General features: G+C 61.5%; 17 protein-coding genes and 1 pseudogene. 4 read left to right on the forward strand and 14 right to left on the reverse strand.

The genetic code is table 11. The features are described 5' to 3' along the window. Window positions 1-43 precede the first annotated feature (43 nt). Window positions 44-1,990: a long-chain fatty acid--CoA ligase gene (locus VLJ37_09110; GenBank protein HSA59829.1), complete on the forward strand. Its 1,947-nt coding sequence runs from the start codon at window positions 44-46 to the stop codon at window positions 1,988-1,990. A gap of 17 nt (window positions 1,991-2,007) precedes the next feature. Here the strand turns inward: VLJ37_09110 and VLJ37_09115 are convergent, their stop codons facing one another. Next, window positions 2,008-3,027 carry a cytochrome c peroxidase gene (locus VLJ37_09115; GenBank protein ID HSA59830.1) on the reverse strand — a complete coding sequence of 340 codons (1,020 nt, stop codon included), beginning with the start codon at window positions 3,025-3,027 and terminating at the stop codon, window positions 2,008-2,010. A gap of 153 nt (window positions 3,028-3,180) precedes the next feature. Here VLJ37_09115 and VLJ37_09120 point away from each other — a divergent pair, with 153 nt between their 5' ends. After that, window positions 3,181-5,700: an FAD-binding protein gene (locus VLJ37_09120; protein HSA59831.1), complete on the forward strand. Its 2,520-nt coding sequence runs from the start codon at window positions 3,181-3,183 to the stop codon at window positions 5,698-5,700. Window positions 5,701-5,709: 9 nt separating this feature from the next. Here VLJ37_09120 and VLJ37_09125 read toward each other — a convergent pair whose 3' ends face one another. From VLJ37_09125 to VLJ37_09145, 5 genes and pseudogenes are all read right to left on the reverse strand, one after another. Further along, window positions 5,710-7,896 (reverse strand): hypothetical protein, encoded by a 2,187-nt coding sequence (locus VLJ37_09125; protein ID HSA59832.1) that lies wholly within the window; start codon window positions 7,894-7,896, stop codon window positions 5,710-5,712. Between the two features lie 1,611 nt (window positions 7,897-9,507). Beyond that, a pseudogene (locus VLJ37_09130) lies at window positions 9,508-9,603 on the reverse strand (OmpA family protein). A gap of 611 nt (window positions 9,604-10,214) precedes the next feature. Beyond that, window positions 10,215-11,885, reverse strand: coding sequence for a hypothetical protein (locus tag VLJ37_09135; protein ID HSA59833.1), 1,671 nt, complete (start codon window positions 11,883-11,885; stop codon window positions 10,215-10,217). 43 nt (window positions 11,886-11,928) lie between these two features. Next, complete coding sequence (locus VLJ37_09140; protein HSA59834.1) at window positions 11,929-12,420, reverse strand: hypothetical protein; 492 nt, start codon at window positions 12,418-12,420, stop codon at window positions 11,929-11,931. Between the two features lie 117 nt (window positions 12,421-12,537). Next, window positions 12,538-13,125: a hypothetical protein gene (locus VLJ37_09145; protein HSA59835.1), complete on the reverse strand. Its 588-nt coding sequence runs from the start codon at window positions 13,123-13,125 to the stop codon at window positions 12,538-12,540. Between the two features lie 228 nt (window positions 13,126-13,353). Here VLJ37_09145 and VLJ37_09150 point away from each other — a divergent pair, with 228 nt between their 5' ends. Beyond that, window positions 13,354-16,968, forward strand: a complete 3,615-nt coding sequence (locus VLJ37_09150) for a protein kinase (GenBank protein ID HSA59836.1) — start codon at window positions 13,354-13,356, stop codon at window positions 16,966-16,968. On the opposite strand, the gene prfB is transcribed toward VLJ37_09150, so the two are convergent. The 6 genes from prfB to VLJ37_09180 form a co-directional block, all read right to left on the reverse strand. Next, window positions 16,960-18,064 (reverse strand): peptide chain release factor 2 gene (prfB, locus tag VLJ37_09155; GenBank protein HSA59837.1). Its coding sequence is split into 2 segments (ribosomal slippage): window positions 16,960-17,994 and window positions 17,996-18,064, totalling 1,104 coding nucleotides; the frame shifts between segments, so codons are not numbered across the junction. The two genes, VLJ37_09150 and prfB, sit on opposite strands and share 9 nt — an antisense overlap. Further along, window positions 18,048-19,631 (reverse strand): apolipoprotein N-acyltransferase, encoded by a 1,584-nt coding sequence (gene lnt / locus VLJ37_09160; protein ID HSA59838.1) that lies wholly within the window; start codon window positions 19,629-19,631, stop codon window positions 18,048-18,050. The genes prfB and lnt overlap by 17 nt, the downstream gene beginning before the upstream one ends. Before the next feature lies 1 nt (window position 19,632). Continuing rightward, window positions 19,633-19,953: an rRNA maturation RNase YbeY gene (ybeY, locus tag VLJ37_09165; protein HSA59839.1), complete on the reverse strand. Its 321-nt coding sequence runs from the start codon at window positions 19,951-19,953 to the stop codon at window positions 19,633-19,635. Further along, window positions 19,943-21,865: an HDIG domain-containing protein gene (locus tag VLJ37_09170; protein HSA59840.1), complete on the reverse strand. Its 1,923-nt coding sequence runs from the start codon at window positions 21,863-21,865 to the stop codon at window positions 19,943-19,945. The genes ybeY and VLJ37_09170 overlap by 11 nt, the downstream gene beginning before the upstream one ends. Then, complete coding sequence (locus tag VLJ37_09175) at window positions 21,840-22,817, reverse strand: PhoH family protein (protein ID HSA59841.1); 978 nt, start codon at window positions 22,815-22,817, stop codon at window positions 21,840-21,842. Before VLJ37_09175 ends, VLJ37_09170 begins: the two co-directional genes overlap by 26 nt. Further along, entirely contained in the window at window positions 22,814-23,233 is a 420-nt protein-coding gene (locus VLJ37_09180) for a hypothetical protein (GenBank protein HSA59842.1), read from the reverse strand. Before VLJ37_09180 ends, VLJ37_09175 begins: the two co-directional genes overlap by 4 nt. Window positions 23,234-23,403: 170 nt before the next feature. Here VLJ37_09180 and VLJ37_09185 point away from each other — a divergent pair, with 170 nt between their 5' ends. Further along, window positions 23,404-24,411: a hypothetical protein gene (locus tag VLJ37_09185; protein ID HSA59843.1), complete on the forward strand. Its 1,008-nt coding sequence runs from the start codon at window positions 23,404-23,406 to the stop codon at window positions 24,409-24,411. A 69-nt stretch (window positions 24,412-24,480) separates the two neighbouring features. On the opposite strand, the gene VLJ37_09190 is transcribed toward VLJ37_09185, so the two are convergent. Further along, entirely contained in the window at window positions 24,481-25,581 is a 1,101-nt protein-coding gene (locus VLJ37_09190) for a GNAT family N-acetyltransferase (GenBank protein ID HSA59844.1), read from the reverse strand. A gap of 177 nt (window positions 25,582-25,758) precedes the next feature. Continuing rightward, the coding region (locus tag VLJ37_09195) for a helix-turn-helix domain-containing protein (GenBank protein ID HSA59845.1) at window positions 25,759-26,120 on the reverse strand (362 nt) is incomplete at its 5' end.

The raw sequence follows: 26,120 nt of genomic DNA on the forward strand, positions 1-26,120 counted from the left end.
ATCTATTTTTTTAAGGATCTAAAACGTGCTCTCGGCGGCCCTCATGAAAAACAGAGACCACTGGAAGGAATCCCTGCTCAACTATTTCCTCTCGGACCTCGGGATGGACTTGAATCAGACCATCTCGCTCCCCCGGGTCTTCCTCCGCTGCGCGTCGCATTACCATTCGAAACCGGCCGTAATGGAAAAGAGGAACGGGCGTTACGCGCCGGTGGCGTACTCCGAGATCCTCGACCAGGCGAGCGACTTCGCCCAGGCCCTGATCGACCTGGGATTCAAGGCGCACGACCGCTTCGCCCTCTTTCTCAAGAACTCGCCCGCGTGGCCGGTCGCCGATTTCGGCACGATGTTCGCGGGCGGCGCGACGGTGCCCATCTACGAGACCCTGATCGCTCACGCCGTCCGGCACATCTTGAAGGACTCGGGGGCCGTGGGCGTGGTCCTCGAGGACAAGAACCAGTTCGAAAAGGTGAAGTCGGTCTGGGCCGAGGTGCCCTCGCTCGAATTCGTGGTGGTGCGCAGGCCCGAGGGCGTCGCCCTCAAGAAGGATAAGGTCCTCTCGCTGGAGGATTTTCTCAAGCGGGGCGCCGAGGCGCGGAGGAAGAAACCCGACGCCATCGAGAAGCGGCTGGATCTCGTCAGGCGCGACGACGTCGCGAGCATCGTCTACACGAGCGGAACCACCGGCGACCCCAAGGGCGTCATGCTCACGCACCGGAACTTCCTCTCCAACGTCTACGGCGTGGCCTCGGTCACCGACGTGAACGCGAGGGACATCATGCTTTCGATCCTCCCCCTCTCGCACGTCTTCGAGCGCACGATCGGCTATTACGTCCCCCTCCTCTTCGGCGCGACGGTCGCCTACGCCGAATCGATCGACACGGTTTCGCAAAACCTGACGGAAGTGAAGCCCACCATCATGTGCGCCGTGCCCCGGCTCTTCGAAAAGATCTACACGCGCATGTTGAAGAAGATCGACGAATCGAACCCGGTCAAGAAAAGGCTCTTTCAATGGGCCGTCGAGGTGGGCCGCCAGGTTTGGGCCTCCCAGGACCGGATGCACCGCAAGCAGGCCGCCGACCGGCGCCAGCGCCACCGGCCCGAGGAACGTTTCCGGGACAACGGCCTCAAGATCTTCAACCCCGCCCTCAAGGTCTCCTACGCCCTGGCCGAAAAGCTCGTGTACAGCAAGCTGCGCGCCTCCATGGGCGGGCGGCTCCGCTTCTTCGTCTCCGGCGGGGCGGCCCTGAACCCGGAGGTCATCACCTTCTTCCGGAACCTGAACATCGCCATCTACGAGGGGTACGGCATGACCGAGTCCAGCCCGGTCATCAGCTTCAATTACGCCAACAAGTTCAAGCCGGGGACGGTGGGCAAGCTCCTCCCGCACGTGCAGGTGAAGCTCTCGCCCGAGGGCGAGATCCTGGCGAAGGGGCCGAACGTGATGAAGGGCTACTTCAACAATCCGAAGGCGACCGCGGAGGCGATCGACGCCGACGGCTGGCTGCACACGGGCGACGTGGGCGTCTTCGACGAGGACAACTATCTGAAGATCACGGACCGCATCAAAGAGATCATCGTGATGAGCAACGGCAAGAACGTCGCGCCCCTGCCGATCGAGAACATGCTGACCCAGTCCCCGATCGTCGCCAACGCGATGGCGATCGGAAACAACCGCAAATACATCACGGCCCTGATCTTTCCCGCCGAGGCCGAGCTGCAGGTCCTGGCCAAGAGCCTGGGCGTCACGGCCAAGAATTTCGAGGAGCTGTGCCGGAACAAGAAGATCGTCGAGAGGTTCGTGAAGATCGTCGAGGACGTCAACCGCGACCTCTCGCGCTACGAGCAGGTGAAGAAATTCGAGATCGTCCCCCACGAGCTGACCGTCGACGGCGGCGAGATCACGCCGACCTTGAAACTCAAGCGCCGGATTTTGGACAAGAAGTTCGGCGAACTCATCGAGAAGATGTATCCGGCGGGTGAGGGCTGAATGAATCGAAGTGGGGCTTAACGAAAAGGATTCGAATAATTTTTATTTTGGAGCAGGGCCTTGTCCGTCATGAGATTCAGATAAATCAGGATTTTCTTCTTTGCTTCCGGGCTCAGATTCAGCTTCTTCGGCTGTTCGTTCGCTTCGCGCAACGCGGGACTCAACCCGCCGAAATCCTTAACGCCGTGATCATAGTGATCGAGAACTTCCTCCAAGGTATCAAATCTCCCATCGTGCATGTAGGGAGGCGTTAGAGCGATGTTTCGCAAGGTCGGCGCCTTAAATTGCCCCTGTTCCAAACCATTATTGGCCATGCGGTAACCTCCGTAGAGGCCCGTGGCGTTTCCATGCCGATCGACGCCTCTGTGGCACTTGGCGCACAGATTCAAGGTGTCTTTGGTAATCTTATCGGCCTTGGTCAACCGGAATTCGAGGAATTCCGGGGAAATTTCATCCTCTCTTTTTAACCCGACATCGACTCTCTCGATTTCATCCAGCGGCGCCTCGAAAGAGACGATGCTGGCGACGAACTGTCCGATCGCCCTCCCGATTCTCTCCTCGGTGATCTCCGTATTCCCGAAGGCCAGGCCGAACATAGCCGGATAAACCGGATGCCGCTTCAGTTCCTCGATCAGGCCGGTCATCGGCTGGTCAAGCTCCTTCGGCTCTTGTATGGGAATGACCGCCTGGGCCTCCAGACTGGGCGCGCGGCCGTCCCAGAAAAAGTTCCGGCTCCAGGCCAAATTCGCCAAAGCCATCGTGTTTCGCCCCATATTCTGCCCGTGAATGCCGGGGCTGAATCGCTTGCGATCGGCGAATCCCAGGGACTGCACGTGGCAGGAACTGCACGACATCGTATTGTCCCCGGAAATGATCGGGTCGTAAAAGAGCCAGCGCCCCAGCTGGACCCCGGCCTTGGTCAGCGGATTTTTTGGATTTTGCGGAAACTCCGGCGAGCCGGGTGGCAATTCGACGAGGTGAGGCGCTTGGGGGTCTCTGTTCCGCAATGTCTCATAGAGCTCCTGCTGCTTTGCCAATGGGACGGGCGGGGATATTTCTCCCCGTTCTGGAGAGGCACATCCAAAAAATAGGGCCGCCAGCGATGTCATCGCGACCGTCAGGGCGAAAATGCGCATTCTTTTGACTCAATGTAACCCAAGGGTTACACGTTCACCAGACTCAAGATTCAAATGACGCGTCACTTTAACAAGGCACTGGACCGCCTCGAGGGCCGACCCTATCATCCCGCTCCCTTGTTTTTCATCGTCCTCGCCGTCGGCGTAGGACGCACGGTGGAGGAGATCTATCTCGCCCGCCTGGGCTTGGGCTTGAGCATCCTCTCGCATTACACGGCGTTTTACCTTGCCACTTTCCTGGGATTCACCCTGATCGCGTCGACTCTCCTGGGGGAAAGCTGGAAAAAGGTCTCCCGGTCCGTCGTCTTTGGAATCCTTGTCGGGCTATTGCCCCCGCTCATCGACGTCTTTTGGCTTGGCCCCGGTAATTTCCGGTATTTCTATCTGGACCGCTTTTACCCCACGCTCCACGGCGCCGGAAATTCGTACAGCGAAGCTATCGCCGCCTGGTCCGCCCTCGTCGCCTTTGCCGTCTATCTATTCCTGCGTTCCCGGTCGCCGTGGCGCACCTTGCTCGGGGCGGCCCTGGGCTATCTCTTCTTGATCGCGACCGTCACCCTGTATCCGAAGTTTGGGAACGCGGTCTTCGGCTCCCTCAAGGAAGGGTCAGCCCGGGGCTTCGGGTACCTCTTCCTGTCCTTCGTCCTCTACGTGGCCCTGAACTTCCGGAACTTCCTTCCTTCGCTGAAACGCGTCAATCACAGCCTACCCTGGGTCGCACTGGTCTTTCTGGGGGCGGCGCTTGCGGGGGACATCGGAAACATCCGCCCCATGACCTGGCTGCAGGCGTTGATCGTCCTCCTGATCCATCAGGGTGTCGTGGCCGCGAACGACTATTACGACCGGGATTCGGACGCCCTCAATCAACGCGTCACCCGCATCGATCGGGACGACCTGATCGCCGTCCATGGCTTGATCGTCTGGCTCGCGTTGACCGTCTGCTTTGCGGCGCCGAAACTGGGCTATCTCTATCTCCTCTACCTCCTTTTCACAGCCGCCTATCACCACCCTTTGACCCGGCTGAAACGGATCTTTCCGATCAATTACGCGATCGAAGGCCTGGTCGCATCGCTGGCGCTTCTGATCGGCATGGCAAGCACCGGACGTTATGAATTGACCGGAATGGAGTTGGCCTATGCCGGAGCCGCGTTCATCGGTTTCGCCGCCTCCTCTCCCTTCAAGGACTACAAAGATGTCCCCGGCGACGAGGCAACGGGGACCCGCACTTTGTACGTTGTTTTATCCGGCCGAGGATGGTCGTTAGCCGCGACCCATCGGCTCGTCTCCTGCATCGTGCTCAGCTTTCTGATGGGGCCGTTGTTCGTGCTCTACGGGAAAGGCGTCCCGATCCTGCACATCGCGCTTATTCTTGGGGCCTTTGTCCTCCCCACTTTTTTCAGCCTGCGGGGCAAGGAAAAGAAGTCGACGGTCGAACGCACGGCCTGGCTGATCACCGGCTACCTGATCGTCTCCGTCATCGCACTGCACCTCGCCACCCCTGCGTCACCGCCGTCCACAGTCTCGGGACCGCTCAAGGACTTCGGCCAACTCAGGCTGAGCGCCGATACGTACGAATCCTCCCATCCGTCCTCTCTCGAGGAGGTCGTGGCACTCGTCCGCAAAGCCAACCAGTCAAGAACCCCCATCCGGGTCCGCGGAAAGGCCCACTCGATGAACGGCGCGAGCCTGCCCCGCAGCCGGGAATTGCTGATTCTCACCGACCGTCTGAGGGGCTATCGATTCGGCGAACCGGGAAGCATCACGGTCGGCGCCGGCATGGGCATCTATGAATTGCGCGCCTTCCTGAAGGACCAAAAATTTCGCTTACCCGTAACCAACGACGGGCAGGGCGGCCCCACCGTCGGCGGTTTTATCGCTGCAGGCGGCATCGGCGGGCGATCCGACGTCCACGGCGGATTTTGGGAAAACGTCCTTGAAATGACGCTCGTAACCGGAGCGGGTGACGTCCTGCAGATCCGCCCTGGGGACGACCTCTTCCCTTGGATGTTCGGTTCGATGGGGCAGCTGGGGATCGTCGTCTCCGCCAAGCTCAAGATCTTGGGGCCAGATCCGCTCTATCCCCTGAACGAAGAGGGAACGGTTCCCCCGATCAACGCGGGCGATGCGGAACCGCTTTACTGGTTCACCCTTTTCGTCCCCACGGCCGAGTTGGACGCGGCGAAAGAGGCGATCCAGCGGATCCGGGAGACCCATGCAAAGACGTTCCTCTACCGCCAGGACTACGTTTACCCGATCAAGTTCGTCTCCTTCAATCCGCCGCTCATTTTTCCCGCGAACATGGATTTTGTCGGAGTGGGAATTTGGGGCTCGCCCGTTCGGCCGGACCCCTCGCTCGTGCTGGCCGTCGAGCGGGACGTCATGAGTCTTGTGGCCGCGCGTCACGCAACGCCCTACCGGCGGTACATCCAGTCGGAGGTGGTTTCGCCGGGCACAGATTACAGGGCCTATTTCGGAGATGTCATCTACCAGAAATTCCTGGGTCTCAAGAAAAAGCTCGACCCCGGCTTTCTTCTGAATTGCGGCGTGGTTTTTGCCTGTTCGAACTCCGACTGAGAATCACGATTACCACGCCACGTCATGGCAACTGCCGTTCCAGGTCGACGTGTCCTCAAGCGTTGTTCCGTTATAGCCCGTCGCCGTGAACTTGCAGGTTTTGGCCGGAAAGGAATTGCCCATATTAAATTGGCCCGAAAGGGAGCCGCCCTGAGACCCGTATTCCTTCGCGGGCGGATTGATGGTCAGATTGCCGCAATCCGACGTGATTGTTTTGATATTTTTCCCTGACCATGTGGCACCGACCGTCATATGGGTACCTTCCGTCTCGGCGCAAGGACCGCATTCGTCGTCGCAGTCCCATCCTCCGCAGCAATCGTCGAAGGAATCCACCCACTGACTGGTGATGGCCTCACCTGTGACGCTAAACTCCGGTACATAAGGCCAATCCTTCCACGCGTACCCGAACGTGTTGCCGCTTAAATCGACGCCGATTGCCGCCCAATAATACTGCCCGTGGTCTCGATTCATGGTCACGGTCCCTTGCGACTCGCCCGGGGTCACCGGCTGCTCTTTCCTCAAAGGGGAATTCTGCTCCGAGACGCCGCCGTAAAACCGGATGAACTTCACACCCCAAGGGATATTGCCGGAATCCAAGGTCGCGCCCCCGTCTTCCTTGACGGTGTAGTCCTGCTTGATCCTCCAGATGAATCTCACGGTTCCTGAGTCGTCTGCGGTGCCAACCCCACCCCCTGCAAGCCAAACTTCGGGCTCGGTGTCGGGGTCGTTGTCCCATCTCAACTCGAGGGACGGGCTCCCCAGCGTTGCGACGACTTTCTTCGTCTCCTTGTTGTTCTCTCCGATGCCGTGTGCCGTCGCCGTGATGTTCGCCGTCAAACCGGAAAGATCGCACAACGCATTCAAGGTGCCGGTCGCCCCCGCCAGGGCGGGCCAACTCGTACCCGTCTCCGGCGAGCAACCGGCCGCGGCCGCGACAGAAGGAAGCGCGATGACGTTGGTGTAGGAGAGAGACACTTTCACCTTGGGCCGGTCATCCCCCGCCTTGGTGGTCATTTGAGCACCCGTCACGGAAAGCCCTGCCTTAGGCGCCTCATAGCTCTTGCACTGCACAATCAACGATTCATCCGAGCCTTTCAAGGCGAGGCAGAACTGGGCGTGTTGGACGAGCGGCCGGGTGTAAATGGTTGCCGTCGTGATCAGTGAGGCATCATCCTTGGCGAGATCGATCCGGCAATTGGGATTCGTCTCCTCGACAAAAACAGGAATGATCGGGCCGATCTCCATCACCTTGTCCTTCTGGAGAGTGATGTCCTTCAACATCTGCTCCTTGAGTTCGAGCTGGATAGCATAGACATCCCTCTCCTCAAGGGGACGGCTGAATTGGAAGGCGGTCGAGCTCACGGACTTGCAGTCGTCGTCTGTCGACGCATTCGCGTTGTCGCAGAGCACACCCTCCAGGAAAGGCAGATTGCTGTTGTACAGATCGGACCCCGTATTGAGCTTCTTGCCATCGGGTCCGGTCACCAGGTGGCGCGTCCCCACGAGCTTGCACTGTTCCGGGACGGCGAGTCCGGCGTCCGTGGCCTCGCGGTTGAAGTCGCCCCAAATGTAGGCCGCCTTGGCGCCCGAAAAGCTCCAGTCGATCTTGACGGTGTTCATCTCGGCGCCCGCGGTCACCTTGGTCACGTTGAAGGAATTGATCGTCGCGGCCGTCGGCGCCGGGGGCTCCGCCGGGGACGTTTCACCCCCCGTGGTTCCGCCCGTCGTGCCGCCGGTGGTTCCGGTGCCCGTCGTCTCGCCGCCGGAGGGCGTGATCGTCTCGCCCTCGGCCGTGGAAGGCGGCGGCGTTTCCGGTGGCGTCACACCTTCGGGACCCGCCCCGACGCCCGGAACGTTGAAATTCTTCTCGATCAGCTTCACGCCGCTGTCCCCGCACTGGGCGTGTATGGTCTTGTCTCCGGGCAGGCTCGGCGGCACCGTGAACTCCACAGTTTCGTTCTCGGGGTGGTAGACGAACTCGACGGGCTTGCCGCCGAAAAAGACCGTGCAGTCCTCGCTGATCCCCTTGACCTCACAGACGACCGTGGCCCCGGCCGAGGCCGAGGGCGGCGTGCAGGCGCTCAATCCCGATGGCTCCCCCTCGATTTTCGTTCCTCCGCCACCGCCGCAACCGGCCATCGCCACACTTAAGACCGCCAGGACGTAGAGGGACTCGAAGATTGAAAGGCGTTTCATAGGCTTCTCCTCACTCTTTATTCTTTCGGATCAATTGCAGCTCCAGCCGGTTATGTTCCAGTGGCGCGTCGTCGTGGAGTCGTCCAGGAAGGTCGCCGTCACCGTGAAGTTCATTCCTGCGGTCCAGGTATCGCTCTTGGAGCCCAGATCACGGTAGATCTTGACGGTGCCGAAGTGCTCTCCCGCCGCGCCCGTGGGCAGTTGGGAATGGCCGGTGTCTATGCCGACCGTTTGTGCGTCGTCTCCGGCAACACTCAGACTCTTGATGTTCTTACCGCTCCAGTTGAACAGGTGGTAGATTTTGACGCCTCCGGTATTGCAAGCGCTGCCGCTTAGATCCATGCCGCCTCCGCCGCTGGTCTGACTGAGGTTGAACGTCTTCGGGTATCCGGGCGACGTGTACTTCTTGAACTCCTCTTTTCCGTCAAAGTCCTTGATGCCGAACCACCATTCGTTGTGGCTCATGTCCTGAGTGACGGGCCTGTCGCCCGAGAATTCGGAGGGCGCCGATGCATTCTTATAACCATTATCCGACTTGAAGCCTTCAAAATAGGTCTGCTGGAACCAAGATGCTTCGCCGCTCTGCAGGACCGAGTCCTCTTCCTTGATCGTGAAGTTGCGGACGGCCTTGTACTGAACCTTGAAGTCCCCGGTCTCGTTCTCCAGAGGCACGGTGCCCATGGGCTTGAGCGTCACGGTCGGGGACCCAAGCTCGATCGTGTACGATTTCTTCTGCTTGTTGTTCTCGCCGACGCCGTAGACGGTCACGTCGATCGCCTTGGTCAGGGCGTTGATCGCGCACTCGCCTTCATAGTGGCCGAGCCCGTTGGGTTGCACCATCGTATTTGGCTTCTGGGAGCACCCCGTCGCCTGCGCGGACGTGCCCGGGGAGTAATCGAGTTTGAGAGTGACCGCCATCTTGTCCGATGGCACGCTCACCGAGCTTGCGGTGATCGCGACGTTGGACGCCTTGAGCTTGTCGCCGGTCACGCACTGCACCTTCCAGGCGTTGTCGTCCCCCAGCAACACGAGGCAGAGATTGCCGTACTGGGCGTGGCTCCGGAAATAGAACTCGCCGGCCGTCACGAGATTGCCGTCCTTCTTCAGGTCCAGGCGACAGGAGGGGTTCTTCTCGGCGATCTCAAAAACGATGCCCGGGGACACGGCGACCATCTTGTTGTCCATTTCGACCTGCTTCAACACCTCGATGTTCTGGTAGGCGTAAAGGTCCTTCTTCAAGAGAACGTCGTTGAAACGGCTCCCATCCTTGGGACTGAAGTCCAACTGGGCCGAGGAGGAGGAGCTCCTGCAGTTCGTGTTGTCGCAGAGGATCCCTTCCACCGGCAGCTTCGTGTACGGATCGGTGCCCGGGTTCAGTTTCTTTCCGATCTCGTTCGTCCTGAGGGAGCGATCCCCCTGGATCTTGCACTGTTCGGCCGCCGCCAGGCTTCCGTCCGAAGGCGTCCGGTTGAGGACATTGCCCCAAACGTAGGCCTCCTTGGCCCTGACGAATTCGAAATCCACGTGGAAGGTCATGAGCTCGGCTCCCGGGGCCGCCGACTTTTCGACGACGAACTTGACGATCTCCGCCCCGGTCGGTGTTGGAGGAGACAGAGGGCATCCTTTCCCGTCCACGGCCGTGCCGGAGACCGTGCCGGGGCAGGCGTCCGACGCATCGGCGACGCCGTCGCCGTCCGTATCCGGGAGTGGAACCTCGCCGCCCGTCGCGGGGCCCGTCGTCGGCCCGCCGGGTTCCATCGGGTTGATCACATCCCCCGCCTCTCCGCCCGCGGGCGCCGTCGTGTCCGCCGGAACCGCCGGTTCACCGGAGGTTACCGCCGTCAGATCGAACACCCCGATCGGGTGGACGCCGCTCTCGGCCTGCCAAAAAATCTGCCTCTCGCCGGGGAGCCCCGCCACGACCGTGAACGCAACCGTCTCCTCCTCCGCGTTCACCGTGTAGTCGATGGGATTTCCCTTTCCAAAAAAGAGGGTGCTGTCCTCCTCGATGCCCTTGGCGGCGCAAACGACCTTGGTGCCGATCGGCCCCGAGGCGGGTTCGCAGGCGCTCAAGGCGGAGGTCTTGGACCCGTCGGTGAGGTCCCCGCCCCCTCCTCCACCACAAGAGGCAAGAAGGACGGCGCACACCCAGACGGTGAGTAGAAGTCTCTTTTTCATGATTTCCCCGTACGGGGGATTATCGGCGGAAACCCCATATGGAGTTTCATTCTAACCTAGAAACACGCAAGTGGTCAAAATACGTGGATTTTAGCCACTCTTTCCGCGGGACAGCGCTCGCTATGGCTCGTATAAGGAAGCTAGTGACAACTCCAGCCGTCGATGTGCCAGGTCTTCGATTCCTGGGTGCCGTCGCGGAAGGTCACGCGGATCGTAAACTGCAATTCGGCGTCCCATGTGCCGTCCTGGTCGCCCAGGTCCTCGTAGATCTTGAGGTAGCCGGCGTCGAAACCGTCCTTGCCCTCGGGCATCTGAGAATGATCCAGGTCGATCCCGGCCCCGTCGACCGTCACCGTCTCGACGTTCTCTCCTTCCCAGTTGAAGAAATGGAAGATACGGACCTCCGTCTTGTTGCAGGTCCCGTTCGCGACCTCGGATCCGTCCGGGTGCTCCATCCCGCCCCCTTCCGAGGTCAGCTCCAGGTGGAACCTTTTGGGCATGCCCGGCTTGGGGCCCAGGAGGTCACCCGAGGCCTGTAACCCCTTGCCCACGACCTTGAAGTCCTTGATCACCGAGCTCCGCACTCCGTAAACGGTCGCCCGGATCGTGTTCTCTCCCGCGCCGATTCGGCACTCCGCGACATAAGTCCCCGAGCCGTCCTTTTGGTAAGAATCCTGCGTGACGTCTTCCTCCGAGCAGCCCTTGAGCCGGGGAGAATTCACGGCGTCGTCATACTCGATCCGGATGGTGGCCTTCCGGCCGTCCTCGGACACCTGGGCCTCCGACTCCGTGATGGCCGGGCTCGGCGCCTTCCAGGTCCTCTCGTCGCGGATGACGGTCCCGTTTTGGGTCTTGGCGATAAGGACGATGCGCATCTCCTTCTGGTGGGAGAGCGTAAAGAACTCGCCCTCGGAGACTCCCTTGTCGATGAACGGGGCCTTCAGATCGATCCGACAGACCGGGGCGTCCGGGGCCGGCATGCGCTGGGGCTTGCCGGGCGTGACGTCGGCCTTGAGGCCCACGTCGGCCGCGGGCGTCTTACCCGTCGAGAGGCCGGCGCAATCGCCGTTGTCGTGACAGAGCGTACCCGTCAGGTAGGGGGCGGCCGCCTCGGCATCCGCGCTGCCCTCGTTGAAATGATTTCCGTCGTCATTGACCGCGAGGTAACGCCCTCCGATCTTGCCGCAGGGGTCGCTCTCGGCGCCATCATTCGAGAATCGATTGAAGGCCGCGTGGATATAGGCCTCCTGGACATCCCCGGAAACCTTCCAGTGGACGCGGATCATCTTGAGATGCGTCTCGTGGACGTCGGCCGTCCCCTCGAGGGACGCAAACGCCCCGGAACCGGTTCCGGCGGAGATCTCGCCGCCGACGACCAAATCCTGGCCCGGCGTGGAAGGATCCTCGCCCGCCGGTCCCTCGCCCGCCGGATTCTCCGGCAGGATCTCCTCTCCGGCCCCCTTCTCCGCTCCGGGTGCGGCGTCGAAGGAGGGCAGAACTTTGAAGTTCTTCTGGAGCGTCTCGGGCGCTTCGGCACCGCAGGCGTAGAGGATGTCCCGGAATCCGGCCGGCATCGCCGGAACCTCGAAGGTGACGGCGCCCCTTTCGGTGTCGTAAGCCGCCGCGACCGGCGTGCTGCCCAGGAAGAGCGTGCACCCCTCTTCGAAACCCGGGGCCGAGCAGGTGATCACTTCGCCCGCCTTAGCCTGCAAGGCATCGCAGGAGGAGGAAGCCGCCTCGCCGGCCATTTTTCCTCCGCCGCAGGCGGAGAGACCGAGGGCGATCAAAACCACGAAAGCACGTGTCTTCATAAGAAACTCCTTCTTCACGCCGTCGCCGTTCCACGGAGGCGGATTACATCCAGCCCTCTTCCGGATTCGGATCGGGCTTCACGCACTGGCCCAAAGCGCAAACGTAGCCGTCCTGGCAGTCGGCATCGGTGACACAGGACGGAGCCACCGTCGGCTTGAAAGTCAGGGAAAACTCCTCGCACGCGCCGGTCACCTGCCCCACGGGCGTCTTCCAGAATTTGTTGAACGGGCAGGCATCCACGCAGGTAAGCGTTTCCGCGGAGCACTTTCCGGATTCGCATTCGTCGTTCGCCGCGCAGGCCACCGGACCCTCCGGCTCAGGCTCAGGCTCGACCTCGGGCCCCTCGGGCACCACCACCTCGACGCAGGCCCCCTCCTGGCAGACGAGGCCTTCGGAGCAATCGGCATCCGCGGCGCAGACGCTTTCGGACGGTTCGGACATCTCGATCACCTGCTCGTCCGATCTCCCGCAGGCGGCAAGCCCCGCGAGTCCGAGGACGGACAAGATGGCGGCGAGGAGTTGAGTTTTTTTCATAACGACCTCCATGACGGGGGATAGAGCAATCGCGGTGCCAAAGGAGCGGTCGCTATAACGCATTAATATGACTTACTGTTTTGGATTCGACCTCGACGGGGGCGAGGAGAAAAGGCCCTAATATTTGATGACAGGTTTCACGGAACTGTCTACTGGACTGGACAGTTCTTCTGACGGGGCGGAGCAATTCTCGACCGTCAGGTCGCCGACGGCGGAGTCGACGTCGCCGGTCACGCGAACCTCGTAGTAACCGGTCTTGACGCCCGCCACGAGGTGAAAGAGGACCGAGCCGTCGGCCTCGACGCCGATCTGCTTGCCCGGCTTCTCGGGGTTGAGGTCGGGCTCCGAGACGTTGAGATCAGAGACTTCGAATCCCGGGACCGCCAGCGTGTCCGAGGGATCCCCGCCGGCCTTGTCTTTGTAGGTGACGATCTCGACGTCGACCAGGGCCCCGCTGGCCATGGGCTTCACCGTCGTCGCCAGGGCCTGGCTCCCCGTCAGGAGGGGGTTCACGGAGAGATCGGACCGCACGCACAGGGTTGCGCGGCTCAAAGCGAGCTTCTCGGGGCAGTTGATGCCGTCCTTCTCCTCACACTCCTCGGCGGGCGTAGGACCGGCCATGGGCGGCGTGTCTTGGGGGGCGTCGGCCGGGGGAACCGGCGCGGCCGCCACGGGGACCGGGGCTCCGCCATCGGGTCCGGACATGTCCGCGGAAAACCCTCCCCCGGTCCCTCCCTTTTGGAGACAGGAGGCCGTCAACGCCCCGAGTCCAAGGACCACGAAAGGGATGAGGATAGGAAATGAGTGTCGTCTCATGGCGAGCCTATTATAAGGCATTATCGGCCCGCGGGCGCGGAAAGTTTCCGGCGCGGTCGTATCCTCCTGTCTATTTTTTTTGACGCTCTTTCTCCAGGCGGGTAGAATTTTCGAATCGTGGACATCCTGGCTGGACGTTTTGAGACAGTCAAGGTCCTGGGCGAGGGGGGCTTCGGCAAGACCCTTCTCGTCTTGGATAAACTTCAGGGCGACCGCCCCTGCGCCCTGAAACTCCTCTCCTCCGTCACGACCGACCCGACGAAGGAATTCGAACTCCTGCGATCCCTCTACCACCCCCACATCGTGGAGGTCCTCTCCGCGGGGCGGCTGGAGGATCGCGACCGCACGCCCTACCTCGTCTTCGAATACGTCGACGGGGGGGAGATCACCGCCCTGAAGGATTTTTGGGACCCTTTCGCCCAGACCTGCCGCGCCCTCTCCTACCTCCACTCGCGGGAGGTGGTGCACGGGGACTTGAAACCCTCCAACCTCATCGTCGCGAAGACCGGCCGGGCGAAGCTGATCGACTTCGGGCTGTCCTTCGCACAGAAGAACGACGGACCGAAGATGCGGGATCTTCCCGCGGGGACCTTCGCCTACATGGCCCCCGAGGTGATCCAAAAGGGCGAGAGGGGCGCGCGCTCCGATCTCTACGCCCTGGGACTCATCCTTTATCAACTCGTCAACCGGGGGCGACTCCCCTTTCCGATCACAACGGAGGGCATCCTCAAGTTCCATCTTCAGACGCCGGTCGACGGCATGGACTGGGGGCTCGCCAAACACCCGTGGAAGACGGCCCTCGAGAAGATCCTGCGAAGGCTTTTGGCCAAGGATCCGGGGGACCGGCCGGGCGACGCCCTGGAGGTCCTGACGGCGTTGAACCGCGAGGCGGGCGCGTCCTTCGAGGTTCATCGCGGTCTCAAGAACACGGAGGACGAGGCCGTCTTCTTCCAGGACATTCAGGACTACATGGACCAGGTGGGTCGTGTCCTGGACCTCCCGTCGGTCACCACCCCGAAATCCTTCCTGGAGGAGGAAGAGCGGAGGATCGGAAAATATCTGAACGCCCTTCAAGGAGCGGGGGCGCGGGGCGCAACGGAGTGGGCCGGACGTTTGAACGAGGTCAAGGCAAGGATCGCGATCCAGCGGGGACGCTACCGCGAGGCCGCAGCGGCGAATGGGTCCTCCGAGGGTCTCGAGATCGTCCGGGCCCTGGCCCGGATCTTCTTGGAGGACTACGACGCGGCCGAAAAGCCCCTTTCCCGGATTGCGGAACGGGGCGGGAGCGCCCTGAACCGCGCGCGCGCGGACAACTACCTGGGTTTGGCCGCCTACAACCGCGGCCGGCTCGACCGGGCCGCGGACTGCTTTGAACGGTCCCTGACGGGGATGCGCGCCCTCGGCGAAAAGGCCGGCGTCGTCTCCAACGCGATGAACCTGGCCGCCGTCCGCCAGCAGCAGGGAAGGATCTCGGACGCCCTGAAGCTCTATCAGGACGCGCTCGCGGCGGCCGAGGGGCTGAAAAATTCCTACCTCCTGGCGATCCTCCTCTCCAATATGGCCAACTTGTATCTTTCCGTCGGCGCCGTCGATGAGGGGGAGGCCCATCTCGCCAAATCGGAGAACCTCGCGGGCGCCTTGGGGATGACGTTGATGGACGGCTACAATCTCCTGCTGGCCGCCGACGCCGCCATGTGGCGTCGCGACTTCGCCGAAGCCGACCGGCACCTGGAGACAGCCGCGGAAATCTTTCAAAAGATCCCGTCGCCGATGTACTTGGCGCTCGCGCGGGTTGCCTCCGCGGAGAACGGGCTCCGCGCGCACTCATGGCGGGACCTCCCCGATCGCATCGCCCGGGCCTCCGCGGCCGTCTCGAAGTCGAACCTCCCCGACGCGCATTGCCGCCTGGAGCTCGTGAAGCTGCAATTCCAGATCTCCCAAAAAAAGGACTTGGACCAGGCCGAACGGCGGCTTGCCGGCATCGAAATGAAGGCGTCGACGCCCCAGGACAAGTTCCAGGCGGAAGCGACGAAGGCCCAGTTGAAGCTCGCCCAAAATCAAGCCGCGGAGGCCGAGAAGAGCTTGGGTGGACTCAAGGAACTCCTCGAAAAAGACCGCAAGTCGGTGCCGATCGCCTATCGCGCGGGGCTCGCCGAAGCGCCGCGCTACGCCCTTTATTGGGAGGCCGAAGAGGCCCTCCGCGTTTCCCGAGAACCGGTGGCGGAGACCTCCTTGTGGAAACTGGTCGAGATCAACCGCCGCCTGGTGTCGGAGAAGAACCCCGAACGGCTGATCGGCATGGTCTTGGACGCGGCGATCGAATTGACCGGCGCCGAGCGTGGCTTTCTCATCATGCCCGAGTACGGCAAGTGGAAGCGCGGGACCTGGAAGGTGAAGGCCGCCCGCCACTTCCGGGAGCGCGACCTCCCCGGCGGGAAGGACCTGCTCAGCCGGACGATCATCGACCGGGTTTTGGAAAAACGCATGCCGCTCCTGGTCCACGACGCGCAGGAGGAATCCGATCTGAAGCAATTCAAGAGCGTCCAGGCCTTGAAGCTCCGGTCGATCCTGGCGACCCCCGTCCTCGTCCACCGGGAGATGCTGGGGGCCCTCTACCTCGACCACGCCGACGCCGCCAGCCTCTTCGCCGACAAGGATCTGGCCCTCTTGAAGGCGCTGGCCGACCAGGCGGGCCTCGCCCTCGCAAACGCCCGGCTCTACGACGACGCCCTCCGCCGGGAGAAGGCCCTGGAGGAGGCGCGGGCGCGGCTCGAGGAGACGAACGCGCGCTTGGAGGAGGAGTTGAAGAAGAAGTCCGAGTGGGCCGAGACGGTCGAGGAAGAGCTCAAAAAAGCGCAGGTCGCCGGTCCCGTCGTCGCCCGTTCGGCTGTGATGCGGCACATCGTCACGCAGGTCCCCGCGATGGCGAGGCTCAAGCGGCCCGTCCTGCTCGTCGGCGAAGCGGGCGTCGGCAAGGGATTTCTGGCCAAGCTCCTCCACCAAGAAGCAGGCGCCGGGCCGTTCCGGCGCGAGCCCGCCTCGCAGCTTCCAAGGCAAAAATCCTCGCCGGAGGGACTCGAGGCGCTCACGCGCCTCTTTGACGACGCCCGCGGCGGAACCCTTTACGTCGACGAGATCACCGATCTGCCCGCCCCCTTTCAGCGGGATCTGGCGAAGAGGCTGGCGACATCGCAAGACGTCTTCGTCGTCCTCTCCACGCGCGTGGACCCGAAGGAGGCCGTGAAGAAAGAACTTCTCCTGCCGGAGCTCCAACGGGCCCTGACCGGCTCCGAAGTCCGCATCCCCCCGCTCCGCGAGCGCAAGGAGGACGTCGGCCCGCTGATCGCGCACTTCCTGAGGGAACTTTCGACAACGCAGAACCTGCACAGGGGGATCAAGAAATCCGCGATGGGCATCCTGCACGAATACGACTGGCCGGGAAACGTCCGGGAGCTGAGACTCGAGGTCGAGCGGGCCGCCCTGGCCTCCCAAACCTCCATCTCCCCCACGGACCTCTCGCCCAACGTCTTGGGCCAATCCGGTTTCGTCCCCGGCGTCCCGAAAAAGGAGGCCGTCGACCTCCACGAAAAGCGGGCCCAGTTCGAGAGGGAGACCATCCTGCGGGTCTTGGAGGGGACCGGCTGGAACAAGCTGCGGGCGGCGAAGAAGCTGGGGCTCTCGCGCGCGATGCTCTACATCAAACTGCAGAAATACAAGATTCCGCTACGGTGATTCCGGCGCCTGCAACAAATACGCCTTGATGAAAGGGTCCAAGTCGCCGTCCAGGACCCGCATCGCGTCCCCCATCTCGAAATCCGTCCGGTGGTCTTTGACCATGCGGTAGGGCTGGAGGACGTAGGACCGGATCTGCGACCCGAAGTTGATGCCCATCTTCGAATCCTCGATCTTGTCCCGCTCGGCGTTCTTCTTCTCCACCTCGCGCTCGTAGAGGCGGGCCTTGAGGATCTTCATCGCCGTGTCCTTGTTGCGGTGCTGCGACCGCTCGTTCTGGCAGGCCACGACGATGCCGCTGGGCAGGTGGGTCAGACGGACGGCGGAGTCGGTCTTGTTGACCTTCTGTCCTCCCGCGCCGCTCGATCGGAACGTGTCGATCCGAAGGTCCGACTCCTTCACCTCGATCTCGATGGTGTCCTCGACGTCCGGCAGCACGAACACCGACGCGAACGAGGTGTGACGGCGCTTGTTGGCGTCGAACGGCGAGATCCGGACCAAGCGGTGCACGCCGATCTCCGCCTTGAGCCACCCATAGGCATAAGGCCCGTTCACCGTCATCGTGGCCGAACGGAAACCCGCCTGATCGCCCGGCGTAAAATCGATGACCTCGTTGGCGAATCCATGACGGTCCGCCCACATGCGGTACATGCGGAGCAGGATCTCCGCCCAGTCGCAGGACTCGGTCCCCCCGGCCCCGGCGTTGATCGAGAGGATGGCGTTTTTTTGATCGTGCTCTCCCGAGAGCATCTGCCGGAACTCGAGGTCGGAGAGCTCCGCCTCCAGACGGTCGAGCTTCGATTTCGCCTCAACCTCAAGCTCCGCATCGGGCGCTTCTTGGATCAATTCCAAGACGGACTCGACGTCGGCGATCTCCGCTCCGACCTTCTTGTCCTGATCGAGCGCGGCGCGGAGGGCGTCCATCTCCTTGGCGGCGGCGCCGGCGGCCTTCTGGTCGTTCCAGAATCCTTCGGCGCGGGAAAGATTTTCGAGTTCTAGCAGGCGGTCCTTCTTGCGGGGGAGGTCAAAGCCGCCTCCGGAGGGCGTCGGCCTTCGTCTTCAGGGTTTCCAGGCGTTCCTTAATTTCCTTGGACATGGGATCTCCTCGAGAACGTTTTCGGAATTAGCAAGACGAGGGCGGCAACACAACCCCAAGAAAACCAGTCGCCCCAGCGCGCGTAGAGGCTCGCGACTCCGCCCAAGGGAACGGTCGCGAGGAGCGTCCCCTCCTCAAAGGGAGGAAGGACGGCCCCCTGCCGGATCTCGCCGGTGGGATCGAAGACGGCGGTCACGCCCGTGTTGGTGACCCTCACCATCGCGCGGCGGTTCTCGACCGCCCGGTAACGGGAAAAATCGAAGTGCTGGAAAACCGCCGACGAGCGCTCGTACCAGCCGTCATTGGTGAGGTTCACGAGAAAATCGGCGCCCGCGCGCGTGAAGGTCCGCGAGATTTCCGGGAAGAGGTCTTCGTAGCAAATGGTGACGCCGAATTTCCGGCCTTCCACGTCCATCAAATGAAATCCACGCCCAACCGTGAAGCTGCTCATGTCCTCGGCGACCCCATGCAGGAAAGGCAACAACTTCTGGTAAGGCACGTATTCCCCCATGGGGACCAGGTGGACCTTGTCGTAGCGGTCGTCGATCTCGCCCTCGGGCTTGAGCAAGACCGCGCTGTTGTAGAGCTTGAACGAGTCCGTCTCCTTGGGGGGCCAGTCCTCGGGGATGACGCCGTCGTAACGGACGACGCCCATGAGGAGGGGCGCCGTCACGCCTTCGAGCTCCTGGATCCTCGTGACCTCGGGCGGCAAGACGGCGGGAAACGCGGCCTCGGGCCAGAAGATCAGCTCGGGCGAAGATTGCAGCAACTTTTCCGTCAATGCAACGTGGCGCGCGATGATCGCCTCGATCTTTTCGCTCAGCCACTTCTCCTCCTGCGGGATGTTGCCCTGGACGATTCCCACCGTCATGACGGGGCGCGCGGCGACGTCCCGCCGAACCTCTTCGAGGCGGAAATGGCCGTAAACCAGCGAGGCGGCCAAGAGACCGGCGAAGACAAGTGCAGGGGCGAATCTTGTATTCGCCCTCTCACGATGTCGCCTGCAAATTTCAGCGATTCCGACGTTCGCCAACAAAATCAGCATCAGAATCCCCTGGATCCCCGTCACGTCGAGGATCTGGAGGAGCGTCGTGAACGACCGTTGCGAATAAGCAAGACTCGACCAGGGAAATCCGCCGAATGGAACGAAGTTCCTCAAAAATTCCAGCGCGACGGTCAGCAGAAGCCAAGAAGCCCCGAAAGGGGCTCCCCGTTCGCGCAGGCGGACGGCCCCCCACGCGGCCCCGGCGGGAAAAAACGCCATGAGGGCGACGCCGGCCCCGAGGGTCAGAAAACTCACCGCGAGCGAGACCTCCCCGTAACGGTGCAGGGCGATGACGATCCAGTAGAGCGTCAGCCCGAAATGAACGAAGCCGTAGAGGAACCCCTTGCGGAAGGCGGCTCCCGGCGACAATCGCGGGTCTTGGCGCGAAAGCGAAAAATAGAGCGGAACGAGCGCCAGCCACGCCGCCCACCCGAGGTCGGGAAGCCGGGGCGATCCCCATGGCGTCACGAGGACGGCGGGCAGGCTGAAGGCGGTGAGGATTCCAGAAAGAACGGCCGCCACGTCAGGACACCCGTTTCATCAGATCGTTGGTCTTCCGCCACATCCGGTCGCGGTCCTTCTTCTTCTTGTCGCGGTAACCGAGGAGATGCAACATCCCGTGAACGACAAGGATCGTCGTCTCCGTCAGCACCGAGTGACCCTCTTCCCTCGCCTGCCTCTTCGCCGCGTCCGTCGAGACAACGATATCTCCGAAAACCCCGTGCTCTTTCATTTCAAAGGCGATGACGTCCGTGGCGTAATCATGGTGCAAATAGCGCCGGTTGATTTTTTGGATCTCGCGGTCCCCGACGAGCAGGAGATTCACGTCGCCCTTAATTCCCAAGGCGGTGGATATTCTTCGGAGACACCTTCGAAACCTCCTGAAGGGAATCCTCACCGAGCGGTTTCGATTGAGAATATTTATCGGCATGCGTACCGTCTTCTGATCTCACCGGGGCCCCGCGCGCGGCCTTGTCGGCCTCATCGGCCGGGTATTCGATCCGCTGGTGGTAGACTCCCATGAGGACGCGCAAGAAGCTCCTGGCGATCGTGTGGAGGTCCTTGAGCGTGAGTTCGCACTCGTCCAACTGACCGTCAATGAAATTCTTGTTGATCATGTTGCGCACGACCTCCTCCAGCCTCGCCGGGGAGCGGTCCTTGAGCGCCCGGGACGCGGCCTCGATGGTGTCGGCCAGCAGGATCACGCCCGCCTCGCGCGTCTGCGGCTTGGGGCCGGGGTAGCGGTAGTCGCGCTCGGAGACGACGTGCATCTCCGGGTCCTCCTTCTCCTTCGCCTTGTTGTAGAAGTACGTGATCAGCTTGGTGCCCTGATGCTGCGGGATGATGTCGATGATCCTCTGCGGCAGCTTGTGCTGGCGCGCGAGCTCGAGGCCGTCCTTGACGTGCGACGCGATGATGAGCGCGCTCATGGAGGGGGCGAGGCTCGCGTGCCGGTCTTCGAGACCCGCGGCGGACTGATTCTCGATGAAGTACGGCGCCTTCACCATCTTGCCCACGTCGTGAAAGTACGAGGCCACCCGCGCGAAAAGGGCGTCCGCGCCGATCGCCTCGGAAGCCGCCTCGGCCAGCGTCCCCACCATGTGGCTGTGGTGGTAGGTTCCGGGCGCCCGGACGATCATCTCGCGGAGGAGCGGGTGATTGAGGCTCCCGTACTCGAGCAACTTGATGGGGGTCAGGTAATTGAAGGCGATCTCGAAGACCGGCATGAGGGTCAGGACCGCGATCGCGTTGATGAGTCCGCCGAGAAACGCGAGACCGACGCGCGCCAGCGTGTCCTCCCACCCCAAGGGGCCCGTGAGGGAGGTCACCCCCACCATGTCGAAAACGACGACCATCAAAGCGTGGACGGCCCCCAGCTTGAAGCCCACCCCGAGGATCTGCCCGCGCGTCCTGACCCGCGCCATGAGGTGAAGTCCCAGGGCGCAGCTCACCAAGTGGAAAATGGTGTAGTTGAGGTTTCCCTGGAAGACGAAGCCGGCCATGACCGCGCTCACGGGAACGAAAAGAATGGCGACGGGGAGCGGCAGCACGAGCTGGACCATCATCGTGACGAAGGCGACCGGGATCACGCCATAGAAGGACGAGAACGGAACGTCGATGGGGAGGAGCCCCCGCACGGCGCCGACGACGAAGAGGGCCGTGCGTTCGATGGACACGAGGAGGACCAGGAGACTCCCCAAGAAGATAAAATCCTTGGGCAGGAGCCTGATCTTCCGGAACGAACCGCGCAGGACGTAGAAAAAGGCGAGGAGAAAGAGGCTCACGAAGAGAAAGGTGCCCAGGAACCTTGTGCGCCCGAATTCCTTGCTCTTCTCCTTGCGGATCCCCTCGATGATCAGGACGTCCCTCTCGTCGAACGGATCTCCGCTGCGCACGATGACTTCACCCGCCTGGATGCGGATCGTGACGGGCTCGATGTCCGAGGCCGCTTTCTCCTGAAGGACGGCGATCGCCTCCTCGTCGAACGGGCCCATCTGATCCTTGCGCGCTTCCTGGGAAACACGCTCGCGAACGTCAGCCCTCAGCCTCTCCGTCGTCTCCTCGTCCAGGATCACGTACTCCTTGTCCGCCCGGATGTCCTGCCGCGCGATGCTCCCGATTTCGACGCCCGTGGGAAGCTCCCCCCACGAGACGTTCATGAGTCCGGCGACGGCCAAGGAAAGGACGACCAGCATCGCGGCGTGGAACCAGAATTCACCCTTCAGGAACTCAAGCCTTTTTGGAAGATTGATCATTTCGCGATCCCTCGTAGGCCCTGACAATCTCGGAGACCAGCGGGTGGCGCACCACGTCCTCCTCCGAGAAATATTGGAAATAAATGCCCGGTATCCCCTTCAAGATCCGTTCGGCCTCGATCAGCCCCGAGACCCTGCCCGCGGGCAGGTCCACTTGCGTCACGTCGCCGGTGACCACCGCCTTCGAGTCGAACCCCAAGCGGGTCAGGAACATCTTCATCTGCTCGCTCGTGCAATTCTGGGCCTCGTCCAGGATGACGAACGAGCCGTTGAGCGTCCGCCCGCGCATGAAGGCCAGCGGGGCGATCTCGATGACGCCCGTTTCGGTCAGCTTCACGATCTTGTCGTAGTCCATCATGTCGTAAAGGGCGTCGTAGAGGGGGCGCAGGTAGGGGCTCACCTTCTCGATCATGTCACCGGGGAGAAAACCGAGTTTCTCCCCCGCCTCGACCGCGGGCCTCGCCAGGATGATCCGGCTGACCTGTCTCTTCAAGAACGCCATCACGGCCATCGCGACGGCGAGATAGGTCTTTCCCGTGCCCGCCGGCCCGACGCCAAAGACCAGGTCGTGGCCCCGAATCGCATCCATATAATCCTTCTGGCGCGGGGTCTTGGGGATGATGAACTTGTTGCGTGCCGGGATGAAGATCGTGTCATCCAGGAGGTCTTGAAGGTTGGCCTCCTGATTGGCGGAAAACAGGCGGATCGCCTGCTCGATCTCCGTCCCGTAGACCGGGAACCCTTTCTTCAGCATGGCGTAGAGTTCGAGGAGGATCTTTTCGACCAGTTTGATCTGGGGCTCGGTGCCGTGGATGTTCACGTCCGTGCCGCGGACGTGGATCTGGACGCCCAGCTTCTTCTCCAGCGACCTCAAGTGCTCGTCTTGAACCCCGAAAAGGTTCCGGGCGAGGTCGTTGTCGTCGAAACGGAGTTTTTTGGCGGCGTCACTCATCCCAACCGGGGACCTCCAGCCCCCTTTTTGTCCGCCGGCGGCGGGTTATCCGCCGTCACCTGCACCTTGAATTCGCGGCGCCTTCCGGACGTGTCGTAATCAATCACGAAAATTTCCTGGAACGGTTCGATGAGGAGCTTTCCCTTCTCGAAAGGAACCACCACCGACTTGGGCAACAGACAACGGATGAGATGATTGGCAAGAAAGGGCTCGAGGGCTTTTTTGAGGTCCTCGGGTTTATAGGCCGGGTCACCCGTGTCCAAAATCGCTACGGCCGCCCCAGGATTCGGGATCACGACGGTCGCCGTCCCGTTCTCCGTATTTGCCTCCCTCACGACCCTCCGGACCTCGTGGATGACGTTCAAAAGGTCCAGCCCCTTGGTCGCGTCGATGTAGAAACCCTTGCTTAGAATCATATCCTTAATGGATAGGAAAAACAAAACCCCGAACCTGAAAGGTTACGGGGACTCAAAAAAGCTACTTGTTTCGTGGAGTTATGTCAAGCGGACCTCGGGCGATGATTTTCCACCAAACTCCTCGGACCCCTTGGTACGATAACCCGGTTATCCTTTTCCTAATTATGATGATGAAGAAGGCATTCGCCTCCATAGCCCTGCTCCTGCTCTTGGCTGGCTGTCTCCCCTTCGCCCCCTCGGCGGGCGTCAAGGGGGGGACGGACCGGGGAACGGACGGGGAGGATTCCCTCGCTGGCCGGCCGGAGGATTCCGTCGTCACCGGGGACACGGCCGGACCCGAGGCCGGCACCATCCAGGCCGGCCCGATCGCCCCGGAAGTCGCGAACCGAATCGCCTTCGCCGAACAGGGCCCGATCGAACCCAAGTCGGAGATGGGCGAAGCCGACCCCCTGATCCGCTTCGCCCCTCCCCCTCCTCCCGCCAACAGCGGACCCCTCGCCTTCGAGAAGGCCGGTCCCATCGACCCCAAATCGGAGATAGCGGAGGCGCTGCCCCGGTACTGCCTCTTTGATCGTCTTCAATACGGTCCCGATCTTTCGTCGGTCATCCGATGCGACTTCATACCGCCTCCCTTGACGCTGCCGGGGGGCGGCGAGGCGCTTGATCTCAAGCTCCTGCTGGAAAGAAACCAAACGGAGACAAGGATCGCTTCGGATCAGTGGGGGCCGCAGTCGGACGGTGTTCAGGTACGGCTCATCTATCAGCCCCTCGACCAAGAGGGCTGGGAAACCGCTCAATTCATCGACACGACCACCGATGCTTCTCCCGGGGACGGCAATGTCTCCTTCTCCGGGCTTCCCGTCGGGCCCGGACTCATCCGCTTCTTTCTCCTGAAGAAGGAGGATCCTTCCTCAAGGAGTCCCGATTTCCAAACTGAGGCACTGAAGTCATTTCCCGACAAGGAGAGCTATCAAGCGTGGCCGTTGGGGGGAGACGGCTTCATCTTCATCGGATATCTCCAACTTGCGCCGCCCCAGACCGTGTTCCTGGCCCCGGCGCCGACGCCGATCTCAAGACTCACATGGAGCCGACGCCTTCTCGCCGTTCCGGAGCCGGAATCCCGGCCGATCGATCGACGCCTCAGAATGCTCAAAGATACTGATCTCTCCGAGCCTTGATCGAGACTAAATCCGGCTTTCTATCGCTCATCGGCACTGGGAACCGGACCGATTAAGGTTCCTGTATCTTCACTCGGTCGGGGAAGGCAGATCGTAGAAATCCCTAAACAGGATATCGTTTTCGCGCGTATCGTAATAGTATTTCGCCAAGTCGATCCTCTCTTTCAGGGAGACTCCGATCCTCTCCGGATCCACCCACCTTTTGGCGTCCTTGTCGTCTAAAAAGCGGATCAGCGCGACAGTCGGCATTTCCATCACTATCTGCTTTTCCGAAAGCCTTCGAAATCGGGATTTCATCGGCTTTTTGAGTTCCGATAGGAGGAAGGCGCCGCTCTTGGCGAAAAAGGGCAGTACTGCCTTGTAATCACCCACATGGAGGTGAAACGCGAGGAAGCGGTAATCTAGCAGGCGGGCCGCATCCAACAGCTTTTCATGAAGGGCCGTCCCGATGCCTCGACGTCGCAAATCGCGATTGATGCGCAGGTCCTCGAGATAGAGCGTTTCATCGTCGAATTTCTCGATGTCGAGGAGCAAGAGCGGCAAAGGGCCGTATTGATTCAGACCGGGAATGGAAGCTTTGGAATCATCGGACCAGATTCCCATCAGTTCGTCCATTTCCGACCGAAGAGCGGTTCGATAAAGGTCCTTCACCGTCAGTCTCAACGCGCGAGGCTTGCCGGGATAGCGGCCTAAAGTGATATTGGGCGTCAAGCACAAGGACTCGTCCTTTCCGAGGAGGGCTAACGCCGGCGCAAGACAATGCCTGAGGGTGGCTTGGTTACGTCCTATGGTAGGATCGTTCCCGTCCTCGGTCGTCACGACTGACGGTTCCCGAACCTCTCTCACCCCTTCAATCAGAATTCCGGCCACACGATCGAAATAGGAATGGACCAACTTTGGCGAAGGGCTTTTTTCGAGGTCACGGGCCGCTTCTTGAAGGATCTGTGGGACTTCGTAAATCTTCTGGACCTGTCTGTGAAACCAAATGGCATGGTTGATTTCCAAGTCGGAATGGGTGAGTTGCTGCAACCATCTTGCCGCCTCTGACAATTGGGCGGCGGTTAACGCGCGAATGAGATCCCCGGCATCAGTCATCTTCCCCGCCATTGGAACGGCCGGCGACAAGACGGATATGACGGCGTTTAAATAGTAGGCATTCAGGTTCGGCATGGTGTGACTCCGCGCAGACCTGCTCGCCCTTTGGAGGGGAAAGTTGCCGTTCAGTTGGAATGCGACGAAGGGATCAGGAGCGGAAAAAGCCGATTTCCGAAGCCAGGGTCGCGAGTTTCTTGTCCATGGTCCAGAGTTCCGCCTAGCTTAAGAACGCGGAGGCCAGTCGCCTTCCCCTTAAAGGTATCTGTCGATTTGTTCCTTGATCGACACCAGATCCGTTGAAATCCCGAAGCGGCGAAGGCGGGCGTAAAGCGTTCGCCGGGAGATCCCCAACGCCTGTGCGGCCCTGCCCCGGTGGTAGCAGTTGTCCCGGAGGGCCGAGAGCGTCTCCGCCAGCACCGGATCGGCCATCTCGGCACTCTGTAATTTGACCGGCGACTCCGACGTCTTTTTTCCCTCCCAGAGCTGAGGCTTGAAGGCAAGGGACCGAACGGTGATGGCGTGGACACCGTCCACGTCCTCTGCGAAGAGGACGGCCGTCGCCAGTGTGTTCTGAAGCTCGCGGATATTGCCGGGCCAGTCGTAGGCCATGAAGA

The organism is bacterium, from assembly GCA_035454885.1.
Taxonomy (GTDB): domain Bacteria; phylum UBA10199; class UBA10199; order JACPAL01.